General features: G+C 59.7%; 16 protein-coding genes. 14 read left to right on the top strand and 2 right to left on the bottom strand.

Features of this window, described 5'->3' with window-relative positions:
• The first annotated feature begins 150 nt into the window (after positions 1-150).
• Positions 151-1,359, top strand: a complete 1,209-nt coding sequence (locus tag ACP15O_RS05305; RefSeq protein WP_425095006.1) for an aminopeptidase P family protein — start codon at positions 151-153, stop codon at positions 1,357-1,359.
• A gap of 36 nt (positions 1,360-1,395) precedes the next feature.
• On the opposite strand, the gene ACP15O_RS05300 is transcribed toward ACP15O_RS05305, so the two are convergent.
• A complete protein-coding gene (locus ACP15O_RS05300; protein WP_425095005.1) occupies positions 1,396-1,953 on the bottom strand; it encodes a hypothetical protein in 558 nt (185 codons plus the stop codon).
• A 220-nt stretch (positions 1,954-2,173) separates the two neighbouring features.
• Between ACP15O_RS05300 and ACP15O_RS05295 the strand changes: the two genes are divergently transcribed.
• The 12 genes from ACP15O_RS05295 to ACP15O_RS05240 all read left to right on the top strand — a co-directional run bounded on the left by ACP15O_RS05295 (position 2,174) and on the right by ACP15O_RS05240 (position 13,642).
• On the top strand, positions 2,174-3,250 hold the full coding sequence (locus ACP15O_RS05295; protein ID WP_425095004.1) for a hypothetical protein: 1,077 nt from the start codon (positions 2,174-2,176) through the stop codon (positions 3,248-3,250).
• Positions 3,251-4,378 carry a hypothetical protein gene (locus ACP15O_RS05290; RefSeq protein ID WP_425095003.1) on the top strand — a complete coding sequence of 376 codons (1,128 nt, stop codon included), beginning with the start codon at positions 3,251-3,253 and terminating at the stop codon, positions 4,376-4,378.
• A 79-nt stretch (positions 4,379-4,457) separates the two neighbouring features.
• Positions 4,458-6,395 (top strand): AAA family ATPase, encoded by a 1,938-nt coding sequence (locus ACP15O_RS05285; RefSeq protein ID WP_425095002.1) that lies wholly within the window; start codon positions 4,458-4,460, stop codon positions 6,393-6,395.
• A gap of 14 nt (positions 6,396-6,409) precedes the next feature.
• Complete coding sequence (locus tag ACP15O_RS05280) at positions 6,410-7,024, top strand: hypothetical protein (RefSeq protein WP_425095001.1); 615 nt, start codon at positions 6,410-6,412, stop codon at positions 7,022-7,024.
• Between the two features lie 124 nt (positions 7,025-7,148).
• The gene (locus ACP15O_RS05275) at positions 7,149-8,525 is read left to right on the top strand and encodes a DUF6638 family protein (RefSeq protein ID WP_425095000.1); all 1,377 of its coding nucleotides are present in this window, start codon (positions 7,149-7,151) and stop codon (positions 8,523-8,525) included.
• 9 nt (positions 8,526-8,534) lie between these two features.
• Positions 8,535-8,801 (top strand): hypothetical protein, encoded by a 267-nt coding sequence (locus ACP15O_RS05270; RefSeq protein ID WP_425094999.1) that lies wholly within the window; start codon positions 8,535-8,537, stop codon positions 8,799-8,801.
• Positions 8,802-8,813: 12 nt separating this feature from the next.
• Complete coding sequence (locus ACP15O_RS05265) at positions 8,814-9,461, top strand: DUF1523 family protein (RefSeq protein WP_425094998.1); 648 nt, start codon at positions 8,814-8,816, stop codon at positions 9,459-9,461.
• A gap of 318 nt (positions 9,462-9,779) precedes the next feature.
• Positions 9,780-10,280: a type III secretion system chaperone family protein gene (locus tag ACP15O_RS05260; RefSeq protein WP_425094997.1), complete on the top strand. Its 501-nt coding sequence runs from the start codon at positions 9,780-9,782 to the stop codon at positions 10,278-10,280.
• A gap of 42 nt (positions 10,281-10,322) precedes the next feature.
• The gene (gene proC / locus ACP15O_RS05255; RefSeq protein WP_425094996.1) at positions 10,323-11,138 is read left to right on the top strand and encodes a pyrroline-5-carboxylate reductase; all 816 of its coding nucleotides are present in this window, start codon (positions 10,323-10,325) and stop codon (positions 11,136-11,138) included.
• Positions 11,131-11,469, top strand: a complete 339-nt coding sequence (locus ACP15O_RS05250; protein ID WP_425094995.1) for a tRNA-binding protein — start codon at positions 11,131-11,133, stop codon at positions 11,467-11,469. The genes proC and ACP15O_RS05250 overlap by 8 nt, the downstream gene beginning before the upstream one ends.
• Positions 11,469-12,437 carry a 2-hydroxyacid dehydrogenase gene (locus ACP15O_RS05245; protein ID WP_425094994.1) on the top strand — a complete coding sequence of 323 codons (969 nt, stop codon included), beginning with the start codon at positions 11,469-11,471 and terminating at the stop codon, positions 12,435-12,437. Before ACP15O_RS05250 ends, ACP15O_RS05245 begins: the two co-directional genes overlap by 1 nt.
• 83 nt (positions 12,438-12,520) lie before the next feature.
• Positions 12,521-13,642: a beta-ketoacyl-ACP synthase III gene (locus tag ACP15O_RS05240; RefSeq protein ID WP_425094993.1), complete on the top strand. Its 1,122-nt coding sequence runs from the start codon at positions 12,521-12,523 to the stop codon at positions 13,640-13,642.
• Between the two features lie 13 nt (positions 13,643-13,655).
• Here ACP15O_RS05240 and ACP15O_RS05235 read toward each other — a convergent pair whose 3' ends face one another.
• On the bottom strand, positions 13,656-14,246 hold the full coding sequence (locus ACP15O_RS05235) for a thymidine kinase (protein WP_425094992.1): 591 nt from the start codon (positions 14,244-14,246) through the stop codon (positions 13,656-13,658).
• A gap of 360 nt (positions 14,247-14,606) precedes the next feature.
• Here ACP15O_RS05235 and ACP15O_RS05230 point away from each other — a divergent pair, with 360 nt between their 5' ends.
• Positions 14,607-15,065, top strand: coding sequence for a hypothetical protein (locus ACP15O_RS05230; RefSeq protein WP_425094990.1), 459 nt, complete (start codon positions 14,607-14,609; stop codon positions 15,063-15,065).
• The last annotated feature ends 3 nt before the right edge of the window (positions 15,066-15,068 follow it).

The following is a 15,068-nucleotide window of genomic DNA, read 5'->3' as shown; positions in this document are numbered from 1 at the left end:
TGTCGCAAACCATCTTGCCAGATCGTGCGCCATGGGCAAGCTGTGGCAAGGGCAGGGCGATGGCGTCGCCACATGACCATACGTCATCATGCGTCATGGCCCCGGAACCGTCCTGAACGCCGGGACCTTTCTAAAAATAGGAGGGTCGAAATGACTGAACGTCCTGAAATGTATCGTTACCACAATGGGGAAAAGGCCGTGCTGCCCTTTGCGCCCCAGGAATATGACGCGCGTCTGGCCGGATTGCGCCGCGCGATGGCCGAGATCGGGGTCGATGCGGTGGTGATGACCTCGATGCATAATATCGCGTATTACAGCGGGTTTTTGTACTGCGCTTTTGGGCGTCCCTACGGTCTGGTCGTGACCGCCTCGGAGGATGTGACGATCAGTGCGGGGATTGATGCGGGGCAGCCCTGGCGGCGCTGCCATGGGGACAACATCACCTATACCGACTGGCAGCGTGACAATTATTGGCGGGCGGTGCGTTCGGTTGCGGGGCAGGGGCGCGTGATCGGGTATGAGGGCGATCACCTGACACTGTTGCAACGCAGTAAGCTTGAGGCCTTTTTGTCCCCGTCCCGAATGGTGGATATGCACGAGGTAACCATGCGTCAGCGTATGCACAAATCTGTGGCCGAGCTGGCCTTGATCCGCGAGGGCGCACGGGTGGCCGATGTGGGCGGCTACGCCATTCGCGAGGCCGTAAAGGCCGGCGCGCGCGAGCTTGACATTGCCATGGCTGGGCGCGACGCGATGGAGGCCGAAATCGCCCACAGCTTTCCCGATGCCGAATACCGGGACACCTGGGTCTGGTTTCAGTCAGGGCTGAACACGGACGGCGCGCATAATCCCGTCACCGGCCGTGCGCTGGCGCGGGGCGACATCCTCAGCCTGAACACCTTTCCGATGATCAGCGGTTATTACACCGCGCTGGAACGGACCATGTTCGTGCAAGAGGTGGACCCTGCCAGCCTGAAAATCTGGCAGGCCAATGTCGCCGCGCATGAATACGGGATGAGCCTGCTGAAGCCCGGTGCCTCGTGTGCCGAGGTGACCGGGCAGATCAACGCTTTCTTCGAAGAACGCGATCTGCTGCAATACCGTACGTTTGGGTATGGTCACTCGTTTGGGGTGCTGTCCCACTATTATGGCCGCGAGGCCGGGCTGGAACTGCGCGAGGATATCGACACGATGCTGGAACCGGGCATGGTGATCAGCATGGAGCCGATGCTGACCATCGCGGACGGTCAGCCAGGTGCCGGCGGGTATCGCGAGCATGACATCCTGATCATCACCGAGGATGGCAACGAAAACATCACCGGCTATCCGTATGGGCCAGAATTCAACGTGGTGGGATAGTGGCGGGGGCGCCTGCGGGCGCCCCGAATGCCGGGGTCAGAACGCGGCCAGCGCCTTGAAATCCACGGTTTTCAGCACGGCAATCATGGTGTCCACGTCGGCTCCGGTCGCTTGTACCAGGATGCGGTTGTTGATCAGCCCGGTCAGATCTCCGTCCTGCTGCACGAATTTCTGACGGCCGATTCGTTCAACCCTAAGCCCCATCAGCGCGGCGTTTTGCACAACGCTGCCCAGGCTGGCCACCATCGGGTTATCGGCCATCATCGTCAGCGTGAATTCCTGGCTTTCATCGGCCGAGACATAGCGCGCCTCGGCCCCGACACCGCCGCCCATCATCGACATCCCGGCGTTCATGTCCGAATTGATCGTGCGGCTCCAGCCATCGGGGGGCTCGGGCAGATAGGCGGACAGCGCGTCGGTTTTCAGCGCCAGCAGTTTGTTGCGGGCATAGTCCAGCTCGTCGATGGCATATTGAATATCGCCGTCGGCATAGGCTTGCAGGGCCGTTTCCAGCGTGTCGGAAATCTCATCGGCCAGAGCAGGCATAGGCATCAGCAGGCTCAGGGCGGTTAAGGCAGTGGCAAAGCGTTTCACGTCAAAATCCTCGGGTCATGTGAATGCGTGCAGATTTGCCCCGGCGTCATGGGATTTCAAGTAAGGCTTTCATGACCCTGCGGGGGATGCCTGCGCGTCTGTTCCCCCTTCCTTTTGCCGCCATCATTTGCGAAGCTCTGGCCAAGTTTCATTTTCACGGGGGGATGTAAATACAGTTTACATCCCCATATAGATATCAGCTTTGTTCAGGGAGAATAGGATGGCCAATTTCGAAGCCCAGGTCTTGGAATCGCAAAAGCAGGTCGCCGAAGCGCAGGCAAAAATAGCCGAGCTGACCGGCCGCATCGACAGCGCCCGCCAGAAGATCAAATCGGGCGACGACGCCATGATCGACATCGAAAACGCCACGCTGGACGACGTCCACGCCCATACCGAGGTGATGAACGCCAATATCGCCGAACTGATCATGGGGCTGGATGACGTCACCGCCGCGTTCTCCAAGGATTTTGATGAAATGCGGACGAAAACCGGCTGGGAAAGCTTTGTTGGCATTTTTAGCCGTGGCAAATCCGAATCCATGCGTCAGGAGCGTCTGCGCACTGCCAATATTGACGATAAATTGCAGGACCTGATCGGCAAATCCGATGTGATTACGAATCTGCTTGAGGCGCAGCTAACCACGCTGAACGATCAGAAGGCCAAGGTGGAAATCAACCTGACCGAAACGCTGGACGAGCGCGAATTCACGGTTCAGGCTCTGGAAAATGTGCGCGCTGAAATCCTGTCGATGGATCCCAAAATTATCGAACTGGAAGGCAAGATCGCCGTCACCACAGATGCTGCCGAACGCACCAAACTGGAAACTGAACTGGCCGATCTGAACAAGGCCTATAACGCGCTGGTGCAGGATGAACAGGTCAAGCTGGCCAAGTCTCAGACGCTGGAGCGCTATATCGAGAAGGGCAAAACCTGGGTGGATTCGCTGCAAAATCAGGCAGCCACGCAGATGGTGCTGATCAACAAGCTGCAAACAGACACCAAGCAGCGGGTCGTGCTGTATGACGCGCTGACGAAATCGCTGAAAACCGCGCAGCAACAGGACGTGGCGCACCGGATCAATGAAATCGGCGTGCAGACCGACAAAGAGGCACAGGCCGCCATGGCCGCGATCGGTACGGCGACGAACCAGCGCATGGCCGACATGATGGAAAAACACGAGGAACATATGGTCTTTGCCCGCGAGGTGCTGGAGGCCAAGGCCAAGGCTGACGAACGCTTTGCCCGCCGGTTCCAGGCGATTGTCGAAAAACACGACAAGAACCTCTACGGTCAGTAAATGTCAGACAAGGTCGAAATTCAGGCCGATCATTCGGCATTGATGGACACCCGCGCCAGCCGCCGGTATTTCGCCAAGTTCGGCGCGATCACACAGCACGTCAGCGGGGTGATCGCGCAGATGCACGCTCAGGGAAAAATGAGCGCGGATGAGGCCGATATACTGGCTCGGTATCTGGTGGAAATCGGCTATAGTTTCCGGGCGCTTAGCATGAAATACCTGCTGGTCGGGCGCGATACGGGGCAGTTCTTTGGCTCGTTGTCGATTGACACAGTGGACAGCGGTTTCCCCACGTTCAACGAATTGCTGGTGATGGCCAATGACGCCATGCAGGCCAGCCGGCATCTGGACGGAATGCCGCCTGCGGATGCGCTGAAAAAGCAGATGGTTCAGAAGATCGTGGGCGCGCGTGAGATCCCCACGAAGCTGCAATTCGCGCTGTCTCAGCGGTTGTATTACGAGGAACTGGCCAAGGGGCACCTGTTCTGGGCACGGAACGATCCGCGGCTGATCTGGCTGTCGGGCATGGGTAAGCGGCGGCGCTATCTGGCGCATTGGGCGGTCTATGACAGTCAGCTGAATCTGCCGGTGATTTACGTGATGGAGTTTGAGGACACGGGCCGCGAAGCTTTGCCCAAGGACGAACGCCGATGGCCCGAGATGCAGGCGCATCTGATGGGGCAATCCCTGGGCGGTCTGAAACTGCTGACCATCGCCAGGGGCTTTGACGAGCAGTTCAACGATCTGCACCCCAAACGGCTGCGGCGCATTCATCTGGGGCCGATGTATTCGCATTCCTATACCCGGCAATCGGGTCCGCTGCGCGAGGTTCTGGCCGAGGCGGGCAGTCCCGAAGGGCAGGACTGGGCGCTGGCCTGGACCATGGAAGAGCTGGAAAGCGAGCGCGTCACGGAAGAGCGCGTTGGCTGGTTCAGCTCGGCCGAGCGCGAGGTGTTTGCGCTGGACCCGTTCGGCGGGCGCGGTGTGGATACGGGCGCAACACGGACCGAGCGCAGTATCATCATGCCCGAACGTCCCTATCAGGTGCTGGCAGAGAAGAACCCGCCGGGTTTTGCCAGCGTGCGGAAATATGTTGTGAGTGACACGGGCCGGGTTCTGAGTTTTTGAAGACGCCTTCGGCGAGAGTATTTTTAGAGCAAAGAATGGGTATGGTGGCTGTTTTGGCTGCCGTTGAGGAGAGATAGGGATGAGCCTGACAAGTGATTTGATGGAGCTGCGCGAAGAGGACATTCAGGCGCATTACGCTGCGGCGCTGGCTCTTTTGGAAGGGTTCGATCATACGCCTCGGATTGGGCAGGCGCGGCAGGGTGCGGACCTGCCGGCGCGGTCGTCCGGAATTGTGCGGGCGCGGCGGTTTCGGTCCACGACGCCGGGGATGGTGACGCGGAGCACGCAGCGGCCCGAAGGGGTGCGCCTGCTGGAGCGGATTGAGGCGGCTGACGGGGGGGATGTGTTGATTTCGCCTTTGCAGGCGACGGTGATGAACAGTCTGCGCCGCAGTGTGGCGATTGCGCTGGCCATGGGGCAGGGCTTTGCCGAGCGAACGGGTTTGGACGGGCTGAAGCGGGCCAATTTGCAGGGGTCTCTGGCGGCTGGGCAAAAACAGGATTTCGCTGAGTTGCTGGCGGCCGAAGCGCTGGTGGTGATGCATGTGTTTGCCAATGCGACGGCGTATTTGCTGGCTCCGCATCAGGGGGAAATCACGGTTGAAGTCGGACCGCCGGAAGAGGTGCTGACGGATAATGCTCAGTTGGGGCTGCACGGGGTTTTGTGGGAGCTGGACCAGGATATTTCAGCCCATGCGGGGGATGAGCCGCATCTGATTGCCACCATTGCCGCCTTTGCCGAACAGCTGATGGAGCGTGTGGCCCTGCGGGGGCAGGAGGCTCCGCGTCTGGAATCGTTTCAGAATGGCTCTTGGCGGGTTGAGGCGGATGATTTGACCATTCAGGGTTTCAGCCCCGCGCGTAAGGCTGCCGGGTCTGCCTTGACCATGCAGTTCAAGAAGCCTCATCAGGTGGTGGGCAATCATATCGCCAAATATCAGGCGATGCGGCTGGCCAAGATGCTGATGGCCTATGATTTCGATCGCAAGCTGAACCCATTTGCCGAGCTGGGCGGGTTTATCTTTACCTTTATGGGGGATGGGGCGCCGGGCACGGGCAAGACGACGCTGATCCAGATGATGGCCGGGATGGTGCACGAGTATTGCCAGATTGCGGGTTATCCGTTTCGTTACCAGAATTTCGGCATCGACAATATCGACAGTTATCAGGGTAAATCGGGCCAGAATGCCAAGGCTTTTATCAATAATGTGCTGGATCCGGGCGTGATCGGGTTCGGCACCATTGACGATATTGATCAGATCGCCGGGAAACGCGGGGATCGGCAGTCCAGCGCCGGCCAGCAAGAGGTGACAGCCGTTTTCATGGAGGCCTTTGCCGGGGCCAATACCGTGGTGCGGGGCAACTGTACCTTTGGCATGTTCAGCAATTTCCCCGAGAACGTGGACGACGCCCTGCGCCAGCGGGCCGGGGCGCGCTTTCTGGTGGATGGGCCGCAAACGCAAGAGGACTACATCGACATTCTGGCGCTTTTGATGGGTAAAAAGCATGACATCCCGCTGGGCGATCATGACCTCTATGCCGCGCAGGAAATCAAACGCGCCGTCGCCCGTTCGTTCGAGGCACATGAGCGCCCGCAAGAGGCTGGTTTGCTCAAGGTGTTCGACCGTGTGCAGGGCCAGGTTGGCGCGCTGGATACCATCGCGAAACTGGGCACCTATCTAAAGGCGATCCAGCAGGCCGATCCGCGCTTCACCGGCCGCGCGATCAAGAATATCACCGATGCCGTGAAGGTCCGCGCGATGGATTTCGAACTGCCGGATGAATGGATGGAGCAGCCCGACCTGTTCCTCTTCCAACCCTACGAGCGCAAATCAGCGATGATCGAGGACCTGCGCAAGCCCATCACGGTGGACATGGTGATCCAGGAGATCAACCGCTACGCCGACAGCGAATTCCGCTATGCCGACAAATCCGACGACGTCGCCATCGACAATATGGTCCGCGACTTCGCCCGCACAGAAGAGGCCAAACGCCGGTATCTGGAGGGGAAGGGGTAGTGTGGGAAGTCTGGGTGGCTCCTGACGTGGTAACGGCGCTTGGAACGCTTCTGGCAGGTGGGGCGGCATGTGCTGGTGTGCTTGTTGCAGGGTTCGGGCTGGACTCGTGGAGGCGAGAAAGAGATTCCGACTGTGCGAAACGTCTAGCCGCAGTGGTCTACAGTCACAGGTTGGCACTTCTGCAAATTCTGCATCCATGGCCAACACAGGATGAGACTGACCAATTCGAACTGGAGCCTCTCGAAGTCACTTCGAAAATTCTGCATCAAAGATGGTCGCAATCACGGCGAAAATTGGATGAGGTAAACGCTTGTTTGGCAGAAGCTGACCTGAGATGGAAAGGCAAAGCAACCAAGGCGTATGAGAGCGTCTTGGAGCATGATCAGGTTCTTTTTCGGCTCATAGGTGAGCTGCGCCGGATCGAAATGAAATTGGCTGATCTGGATGGGAGGCAGGAGCTTTCAGGCTTGGATTCAGAAGAGCAATGGAAAAAACGAGATGAGTATTTTGAGATTCAGCTCAACCTGAAGGACAAACTCATGGACACATTTGATGAAAGCCGAGGTTCACGGAAAGCGGTATATCGGGCGTTCGAGCCGATTCATGAGTTGCTGGGGAAGAAGTTGTGATGTCGATGGAGTGTAGACCTGCGGCGAAGCCGCTACGCGCCCGACCCGCCCCACAGGGCGGGCGCGTTCCGCACCCACCCTCGGGTCGGGCGCTTCGCTTTGTGCAATATGAGGAGGTCACCCAATGAAACGCCTCATCGAAAAAGGCCTGATGTTTGGCAATCTGATCCATGTGTCCTCGCCCGCGTTGGTGGAGCGGTATAATCGCGCTTTGACGCATCTGACCCGCAAGCAGACCAGCCTGACGGATTTTCACATCGACATCAGCGGCTATTCCCCCGAGGTCGGGGACGAGCTGGGGGATATGCAATACCTGAACCAGGGGGGCTGTAACCGGCAGTTCATTCTGCTCAGCACCGCGCAGAAAACGGCGCCTTTGCTGAATGCGAAATTCTCGATGAGCCGCAGCATCCTGCGCCAGTTCATCACCGAGAACGAGGCGCAGCTGTTCGCGCTGACCACCCGCGATGCCGTAGCCGGAGAGCTGCTGAACTCGGTCTATTCCGTGGCGGATCCGGCGCGTCTGCTGGACATTCGCAAAATCGGAATCGAGGCCGACACCACCGCCGGCACCGTGCGGGATGCGGAAAACCTGGGCCAGATGGTAGACCGTTTCATGGGCGAAGAGGACGCCTGGTTCGATGACGTACTGATCGCCGACATGATCGGGCTGGCGCAGAAAACCGGGGATGTGACGCGCAATCCGGTGCGGCTGAAGCAGATGGAATTTGCGCAGGATAACTTCTGGACGGCGCATTTCGGGGGGGCTTATCTGTTTCGCGGCGTGCCGCATCCGGCAATCATCGCGCAGGATAAGACCGCGCTGCGGGATGTCTCGATGAAGCACGTGTTCGATTTCGAGGATCGCAACCAGATCGCCAAATTCCTGGAGCTGAACGGGCTGGTCGAACCGATCGTGAAAGCACGCGGCATCGACGCGGGGGCGATCTTGCGGCAGAAGATGGATTTCATCGTTGTGGACGTTGCGCAGGATCGCGGGATTGATCTGACGGGGGCCACGCGGCGCGATATTCGGGCGCTGGCGCGGGCCCATGCGGATGCTCTGCCGGCGGAATTCCACGGATTGCAGGCACTGGTGCGCTGGGCCGAGGACGAAGGGCGCTGGCCGAAAATCTCCAGCGATCACCCGGCGTATTTCTATTCGCTGCGGGCGGCACGCCATGCGGATGCCGATCTGGTGAACATGTTGCTGGCCGAACTGTCCCCCAAGGACGTGCGCCAGCTGTTCATTTGCCACAAAGAGCTGTTCTATCGGCTATATGCGGGCTGGTCCGAAACCAAGAAGTCCTTTGTCGCGGATTTTCTGGAACGCGAGTATCTTGCGGATAAGGCCGGTGCGCGTGAGGCTCTGTTCGGGCATGATGCGCCTCTGGCAGAGCCGCCCGCGCCGGCCAAACCCGATATTCTGGATCGGGTCGGGCCCTGGGCTGCGGTGCGCAAATCGCGCAAGAAAAAGATCAAAGGCCCCTGGGGCGGATAGGAGGATGACATGTTGCAGCTGGGGCGTCTGATCGTTGTCGGCTTTGTGGTTCTGACGGTCATTTACGCGGTGGTCTCGGTCTGGTCGCGCATGGTGCGCCGGCGCAAACTGGCCCGCGAATGGGACCAGGAAATCCGCCAGGGCGACCGCGAGGCCTTTATTCGCGACGGGCTGGAGAATTACGACGACTCCTTCCGCCGGAAACTGATCTTACTGGTGTATATCGTTCCGGTGGTGCTGATCGCCGTGATCATCTACATGATGAATTTCTATTAAGGAGGGCCAGGGATGGCTTATGTCAAATGGGCATTCTGGATCGCCGTCTGGGTGATCGTCGCGGCGTTCTTTCACTATACGCTGCCGCAACACGATATCGTGCGGGTGACGGATACCTATGAAAAGCGGATTGATTTCGGCGAAAACTCGATTTTCTGGGCGGGCCCGGATGTCGGCACGGATACGACTGCGGCGAACCGCGATGTGTTCTTTATCCAGACGCGCATGGCCAACGATCAGGTCATGGTCTACCGGAACGAGGATACCGGCTGGGGCTGGCCGCCCTATTTCAAATTCGACACTTCGAACCTGCAAGCCGAGGCCGCAGATCTGAAATCCAGCGCCGACAATCCGCAATGGGTGGCTATCAAACATTATGGCTGGCGCAATGAATTCATGACGATTTTCCCCAATGCGGTGGGGGTCAAGCCCGTTGCAGGCCCGGATGTCACGATTATCCCGTGGCTGAACATCATCATCCTGACGGTGTTTTTTGCGTTTGTCTGGGCGGTCTGGGTGCGGTGGAAACGGTTCCGCGACAAACGGATCACCCCGGTGATCGAGGAGATCGAGGACAGTTGGGATGCCGGCGTGGATTCTCTGTCGGAAAAGCGCAGCCGTTTCGGCAAATGGCTGGACAGCTGGAAATCCAAGAAGTAATCCCGCAGCCCGCCCCGATCATGCTGTCCAGATCGTTTTGGGCGGGCGATGCGGGCGATTTGCCAAAATCCCCAGACCCGGCGCCTCCGTATGGTCGTGCCGGGTTTTTCTAAGGTCTCGCCTTCGAAATTAGTGGCACAGATCAATTCGTCCACAACTTATTGCGGTTATCCCCAAAATTTAGCTTTACATATGAACCTTTGCGCAGGCACCATATCTGGTAAGGGAGGCGGGAATAGCCCCTTTCCTTAGAGCAGGCACCTAGCGCTGGGGCGCTGCCAAGCCCCGATCGCTACACAGCAAAAAAGAGGTGGCGCCATGGCATTGTCCGAGCAGTTCTTGCAAGAAGATCTTCACCCCATCGACTTGGTTGAGCACATCGCCGAGCATCACGAATGGGAATTCGACCGTATCGCAGACGACCAGATCGCGATGGCCGTCGAAGGGCAGTGGCGTACCTATTCGATCACGCTGGCCTGGTCTGATTACGATGAAACTCTGCGTCTGATTTGCAGCTTTGAAATGGAGCCGCCGCAGGAACGTCTGCCCGCGTTGTACAAAACGCTGAACGCGGTGAATGACAAATGCTGGGCCGGGGCCTTCACCTTCTGGGAAGAGCAGCAACTGATGGTTTACCGCTACGGTCTGGTGTTGGCTGGCGGTCAGATTGCCAGCCCCGATCAGGTGGACACGCTGATCCGCGCCGCCGTGCTAAGCTGCGAGCGGTATTACCCGGCCGTGCAGCTGGTCGTCTGGGGCGAGCAAGAGCCCGCACAGGCCTTGCAAGTCGCCATTGCAGAGGCCTACGGGCGCGCGTAACACTTCCCCCCGAACCTAAAATTTGGCGAGGGGGATTTTCCCATGGATATGGATCATGTGGCCCGTGCCGGGCTGGTGCTGCTGGGCTGCGGTAAGATGGGCTCGGCCATGCTCGAAGGCTGGCTGAACACCGGATTGCCCGCGACGTCGGTCTGGGTGAATGATCCGTTTCCTTCGGACTGGCTGGCCGCCAGCGGTGTGCATCTGAACGCTGAATTGCCCAAATCCCCCGCGATTGTGCTGATTGCCGTGAAGCCGCAGATGATGGCTCAGGCGCTGCCGACCCTGGCCGCGATGGGCAATGGGCAGACGCTGTTTGTTTCGGTTGCGGCGGGGGTTAGTATTGCCACCTACGAACAGATTCTGGGCGCTGAAACCCCGATCATCCGCGCGATGCCGAACACCCCCGCCGCCGTCGGGCGCGGGATCACCGCGATCATCGGCAATGGCGGCGTGTCGGCGGCGCAACTGGATCTGGCGCAGGCCCTGCTAGAGGCCGTCGGGCAGGTCGTCCGTCTGCAAAACGAAGGGCAGATGGATGCGGTGACGGGGGTGTCGGGCTCGGGGCCGGCCTATGTGTTCCATATGATCGAAACGCTGGCGGCGGCGGGCACCGCGCAGGGGCTGCCGCCCGAGTTGGCGATGCAGCTGGCCAGGGCAACCGTGGCCGGCGCCGGGGCCCTGGCCGAGCAGGCCGCAGAGGATCCGGCGCAATTGCGGGTGAACGTGACCTCGCCCAACGGGACCACTCAGGCGGGGCTGGAGGTGCTGATGGATGCCCAGACCGGCCTGCCGCCGCTGATGGCCGCAACCGTGCAGGCCGCAACCGACCGATCCAAGGAGCTGGCCAATGGCTGACATCAGTTTTGACGATTTCCTGAAGGTGGACATCCGCGTGGGCCGCGTGCTGCGCGCCGAACCCTACCCCGAGGCGCGCAAACCGGCGATCAAGATGTGGATTGATTTCGGCCCCGAGATCGGCGAGCGCAAAACCAGCGCGCAGGTGACGCAGCATTATTCTGCCGAGGATCTGATCGGCAAAAATGTCATGGCCGTGGTGAATTTTCCTCCGCGTCAGATCGGTAAATTCATGTCCGAGGTGCTGGTTCTGGGCGTCCCCGATGCCGCAGGTCAGGTGGTGCTGCTAAGCCCCGATCAGGATGTGCCCCTGGGCGGAAGGATGCATTGATGGCGCGTTCGAAAACGCCGCGAGTGCTGATCAGCCGGCCCTTGCCCGATGCGGTGATCGCCCGCGCGCAGGATCTGTTCGAGCTAGAGCTGCGCGACAACACACAGCCCATGTCCGAGGCCGAGATGCGGTCGGCTCTGGCGCTGTACGATGGGGTGATGCCGACGCTGGGGGACATGTTCTCGGGCCGGGTGTTCGCCGATTTCGGGCGTCCGCGCTGCCGGATTCTGGCCAATTTCGGCGTGGGGTATAATCACATCGACGTGCAGGCGGCCAGGGATCACGGGGTGAAGGTGACGAACACGCCGGGGGCTGTCACCGATGCCACCGCCGATATCGCGATGACCCTGATCCTGATGAGCGCCCGCCGCGCCGCCGAGGGCGAGCGGCTGGTCCGCGCGGGTCAGTGGCAGGGCTGGCATCCGACCCAGATGCTGGGGATGCACGTGACCGGCCGCACCGTCGGGATCGTGGGTATGGGCCGGATCGGGCAGGCGATTGCACGGCGCTGTCACTTTGGCTTTGGGATGGAGGTGCTGTTCCACAATCGCTCGGCCAGGGAAATGGAGTTCCCGGCCAGACAGGTGGGCAGCCTGGCGGATCTGGCGGCGCAGGTGGATATTCTGGTGATCGCGCTGCCCGGCGGGGCCGAGACTCATCACATGATTGACGCGGGTGTTTTCACTGCGATGCCGCCGCACGCGCATCTGATCAACATCGCACGCGGCAATATCGTGGACGAGGCCGCGCTGATCCAGGCGCTGCAATCGGGCCAGATCGCCGGGGCCGGGCTGGATGTCTACGAGTTCGAGCCCGAGGTGCCTGAGGCCCTGCGGGACATGAATAACGTCACCCTGCTGCCGCATCTGGGCACCGCAGCCTTGAACGTACGCACCGATATGGGGATGATGGTGCTGGACAACCTACAGGCCTTTTTCGAGGGGCGCACGCCGCCGAACCTGGTCTGAGCAGGGGTGACCATACGGCAGCGGGGCTTGACCTGCCCGTGGCCTTTGGGTGATCTGGCGGTCAAATTTGCTAGGGGGTGCCGATGCACAAAGTGGCCATTACCGGGACCGGGGTGTTCACTCCGGCCAATGTCATCACCAATGATGAGCTGGTTGAATCCTTCAACGCCTATGTCGATAAGTTTAACGCCGAACACGCGGATGAGATTGCGGCGGGGCAGGCCACGGCACTGGAACATTCCTCGTCCGATTTCATCTTCAAGGCCTCGGGGATCGAACAGCGCTACGTTCTGGACAAAGAGGGCGTGCTGGACCCGGCGCGCATGTATCCCCGGTTCCGTCAGCGCAGCGATGACGAACAGGGCATCATGACGGAAATCGCGCTGGATGCCTGCGCCAAGGCGCTGGAACAGGCGGGCCGCGACCCCGAGGAGGTGGACCTGGTGATCTGCGCTGCCTCGAACATGGAGCGCGCCTATCCCGCCGTCGCGATCGAAATCCAGAACGCCCTGGGCGCGCAGGGGTTTGCCTTTGATATGAACGTGGCCTGTAGCTCGGCCACCTTTGGGATTCAGGCGGCGGCGGATATGATCCGGTCGGGCTCGGTGCGGTGCGCGATTGTCGTGAACCCTGAAATCACCAGCGGCCATCTGGAATGGCGCGACCGGGACTGCCACTTTATTTTCGGCGACGTGGCCACCGCCACCGTGCTGGAACGGGCCGAGGACGCAAAGGGTGATCACTTCATCGTTCATTCGACGCGCTGCGCCACTAAATTCTCGAATAATATCCGCAATAACAATGGGTTCCTGCGCCGTAACCGCCCCGATGGCGTCACGGACCGGCGCGATATGCAGTTCATGCAAAACGGCCGCAAAGTGTTCAAAGAGGTCGTTCCGATGGTGGCCAAACACATCCTGACCCATCTGGAGGACGAGCACACAGCCCCCGACACGCTGCGCCGTCTGTGGCTGCATCAGGCGAATAAATCCATGAATGATTTCGTTGGCCGCAAAGTGCTGGGCCGCGAGCCAGCCGAGGGCGAACAGCCCAACATTCTACAGGATTACGCGAACACGTCCTCGGCGGGGTCAATCATCGCCTTTGCCAAATATTCGGATGACATGCAGCCGGGGGACAAGGGCGTGATCTGTTCCTTTGGCGCAGGGTATTCGGTGGGCTCGGTTCTGGTCGAGCGCGCCTGAAACCCGCCCCAAATCAGTCAGCGGGGCGGTCGCCGACGGCCTCGCGCCAGTGGCGGCGGCAGAGGCTGACATAGGTCTCATTCCCGCCGATCTGTACCTGATCGCCATCCGTCAGCGCCCGCCCGTCCGGGCCCATGCGTACAACCATCGTGGCCTTTTTCCCGCAATGGCAGATGGTGCGGACCTCGCGCATTTCATCGGCCAGCGCCAGCAACGCGGCCGAGCCAGGGAACAGCGCGCCCTGAAAATCCACCCGCAGCCCGTAGCACATCACCGGCACGCCCAGATCATCCACCGCGCGGGCCAGTTGCCAGACTTGCCGTTGCTCCAGAAACTGCGCTTCGTCCACGAACACGCAGGCAACAGGGCCCTGATTCAGCCGGTTTTCCAGTTTTTGAAACAGATCCTCGCCAGCGGAAAACGTGTCGGCCTGGGCCCCGATCCCGATCCGCGAGGAAATCTGGCCCGCCCCGGCCCGATTGTCGAACCGGGCGGTCAACAGATAGGTCTGCATCCCGCGTTCACGATAGTTATGCGAGGCTTGCAAGAGCACCGTCGATTTGCCGGCATTCATGGTTGAGTAGTTGAAATAGAGCTTGGCCATACGCGGGTTTTCCCGCCATTTCGTGGCCGTTTCAAGCCCGGATTTGATCTTTGGATCGAACGGCGAGCCCGCAGTACGAGAAGCACTGACGGGCCTAGGCCCTGGGGATGGTCGGCACCAGCTTTCCCACCGCAGGCTCGCCTATGTGGCCGGTTTCCCGGCCCGTTCCAAACCCGCACACATAGGCTTGGAACCTCGTCCATCCGGCTCAATTTGCCGGAAACTTGTTACTTTCACACCACGTTGACGCCCTGGAAAGCAATTGGGGTCTTGTTTATCAATGACATAGACGGTCAAAATGATTAATGGGAAACGAGCGCACGTTTTCCCCGTTAGCGGATCTCAAAATAAAGGCCGACCATGACCGTAGTTTCCGGATACCTGAAGAAACACACCGAAGCCCTGGTCAAGGACGTCGGGATCGAGGCCGCCTGTGCCCTGACGGGCAAATCCAAGGCCACCCTGGGCCGGTATTATTCCGACAATCCCGAACATACCGATCGCTTCATGCCGATTGACGCCGTTGCCGCGTTGGAAAATGCCGCGTCCTTTCCGCATGTCACCAGCGCGCTGGCCGATCTGAAGGGGATCTCGCTCTCCTATAACGAAAGTCGGAAAAATGACGATGACAAGGGCGGGATCAACTCGGATGTCATTGCCCTGAGCCAGCGGTTCGCGATGCTGATGGCGGAATATAACCAATCCATCGAGGACGGAATCATCACCATCAACGAGGCCAAGCGCCTGTTGAAGGAAACCCTGGCGTTGCAACAGGTGCTGATCGACATGAAATTGCACCTGGAAGAAGAGGCCACCTGACCC

Origin of the sequence: Youngimonas ophiurae (nom. illeg.), from assembly GCF_049803795.1 — a bacterium.
Lineage (GTDB): Bacteria > Pseudomonadota > Alphaproteobacteria > Rhodobacterales > Rhodobacteraceae > Thalassobius.
This window is presented reverse-complemented; position numbering and strand designations above follow the sequence as displayed.

Excerpts from the sequence above, each read along its gene's own strand:
- ACP15O_RS05305 (WP_425095006.1), top strand. The coding sequence starts at position 151 with ATGACTGAACGTCCTGAAATGTATCGTTACCACAATGGGGAAAAGGCC.
- ACP15O_RS05260 (WP_425094997.1), top strand. The coding sequence starts at position 9,780 with ATGGCATTGTCCGAGCAGTTCTTGCAAGAAGATCTTCACCCCATCGAC.
- ACP15O_RS05240 (WP_425094993.1), top strand. The coding sequence starts at position 12,521 with ATGCACAAAGTGGCCATTACCGGGACCGGGGTGTTCACTCCGGCCAAT.
- ACP15O_RS05235 (WP_425094992.1), bottom strand. The coding sequence starts at position 14,246 with ATGGCCAAGCTCTATTTCAACTACTCAACCATGAATGCCGGCAAATCG.
- ACP15O_RS05295 (WP_425095004.1), top strand. The coding sequence starts at position 2,174 with ATGGCCAATTTCGAAGCCCAGGTCTTGGAATCGCAAAAGCAGGTCGCC.
- ACP15O_RS05265 (WP_425094998.1), top strand. The coding sequence starts at position 8,814 with ATGGCTTATGTCAAATGGGCATTCTGGATCGCCGTCTGGGTGATCGTC.
- ACP15O_RS05230 (WP_425094990.1), top strand. The coding sequence starts at position 14,607 with ATGACCGTAGTTTCCGGATACCTGAAGAAACACACCGAAGCCCTGGTC.
- proC (WP_425094996.1), top strand. The coding sequence starts at position 10,323 with ATGGATATGGATCATGTGGCCCGTGCCGGGCTGGTGCTGCTGGGCTGC.
- ACP15O_RS05250 (WP_425094995.1), top strand. The coding sequence starts at position 11,131 with ATGGCTGACATCAGTTTTGACGATTTCCTGAAGGTGGACATCCGCGTG.
- ACP15O_RS05270 (WP_425094999.1), top strand. The coding sequence starts at position 8,535 with ATGTTGCAGCTGGGGCGTCTGATCGTTGTCGGCTTTGTGGTTCTGACG.
- ACP15O_RS05245 (WP_425094994.1), top strand. The coding sequence starts at position 11,469 with ATGGCGCGTTCGAAAACGCCGCGAGTGCTGATCAGCCGGCCCTTGCCC.
- ACP15O_RS05290 (WP_425095003.1), top strand. The coding sequence starts at position 3,251 with ATGTCAGACAAGGTCGAAATTCAGGCCGATCATTCGGCATTGATGGAC.
- ACP15O_RS05275 (WP_425095000.1), top strand. The coding sequence starts at position 7,149 with ATGAAACGCCTCATCGAAAAAGGCCTGATGTTTGGCAATCTGATCCAT.
- ACP15O_RS05285 (WP_425095002.1), top strand. The coding sequence starts at position 4,458 with ATGAGCCTGACAAGTGATTTGATGGAGCTGCGCGAAGAGGACATTCAG.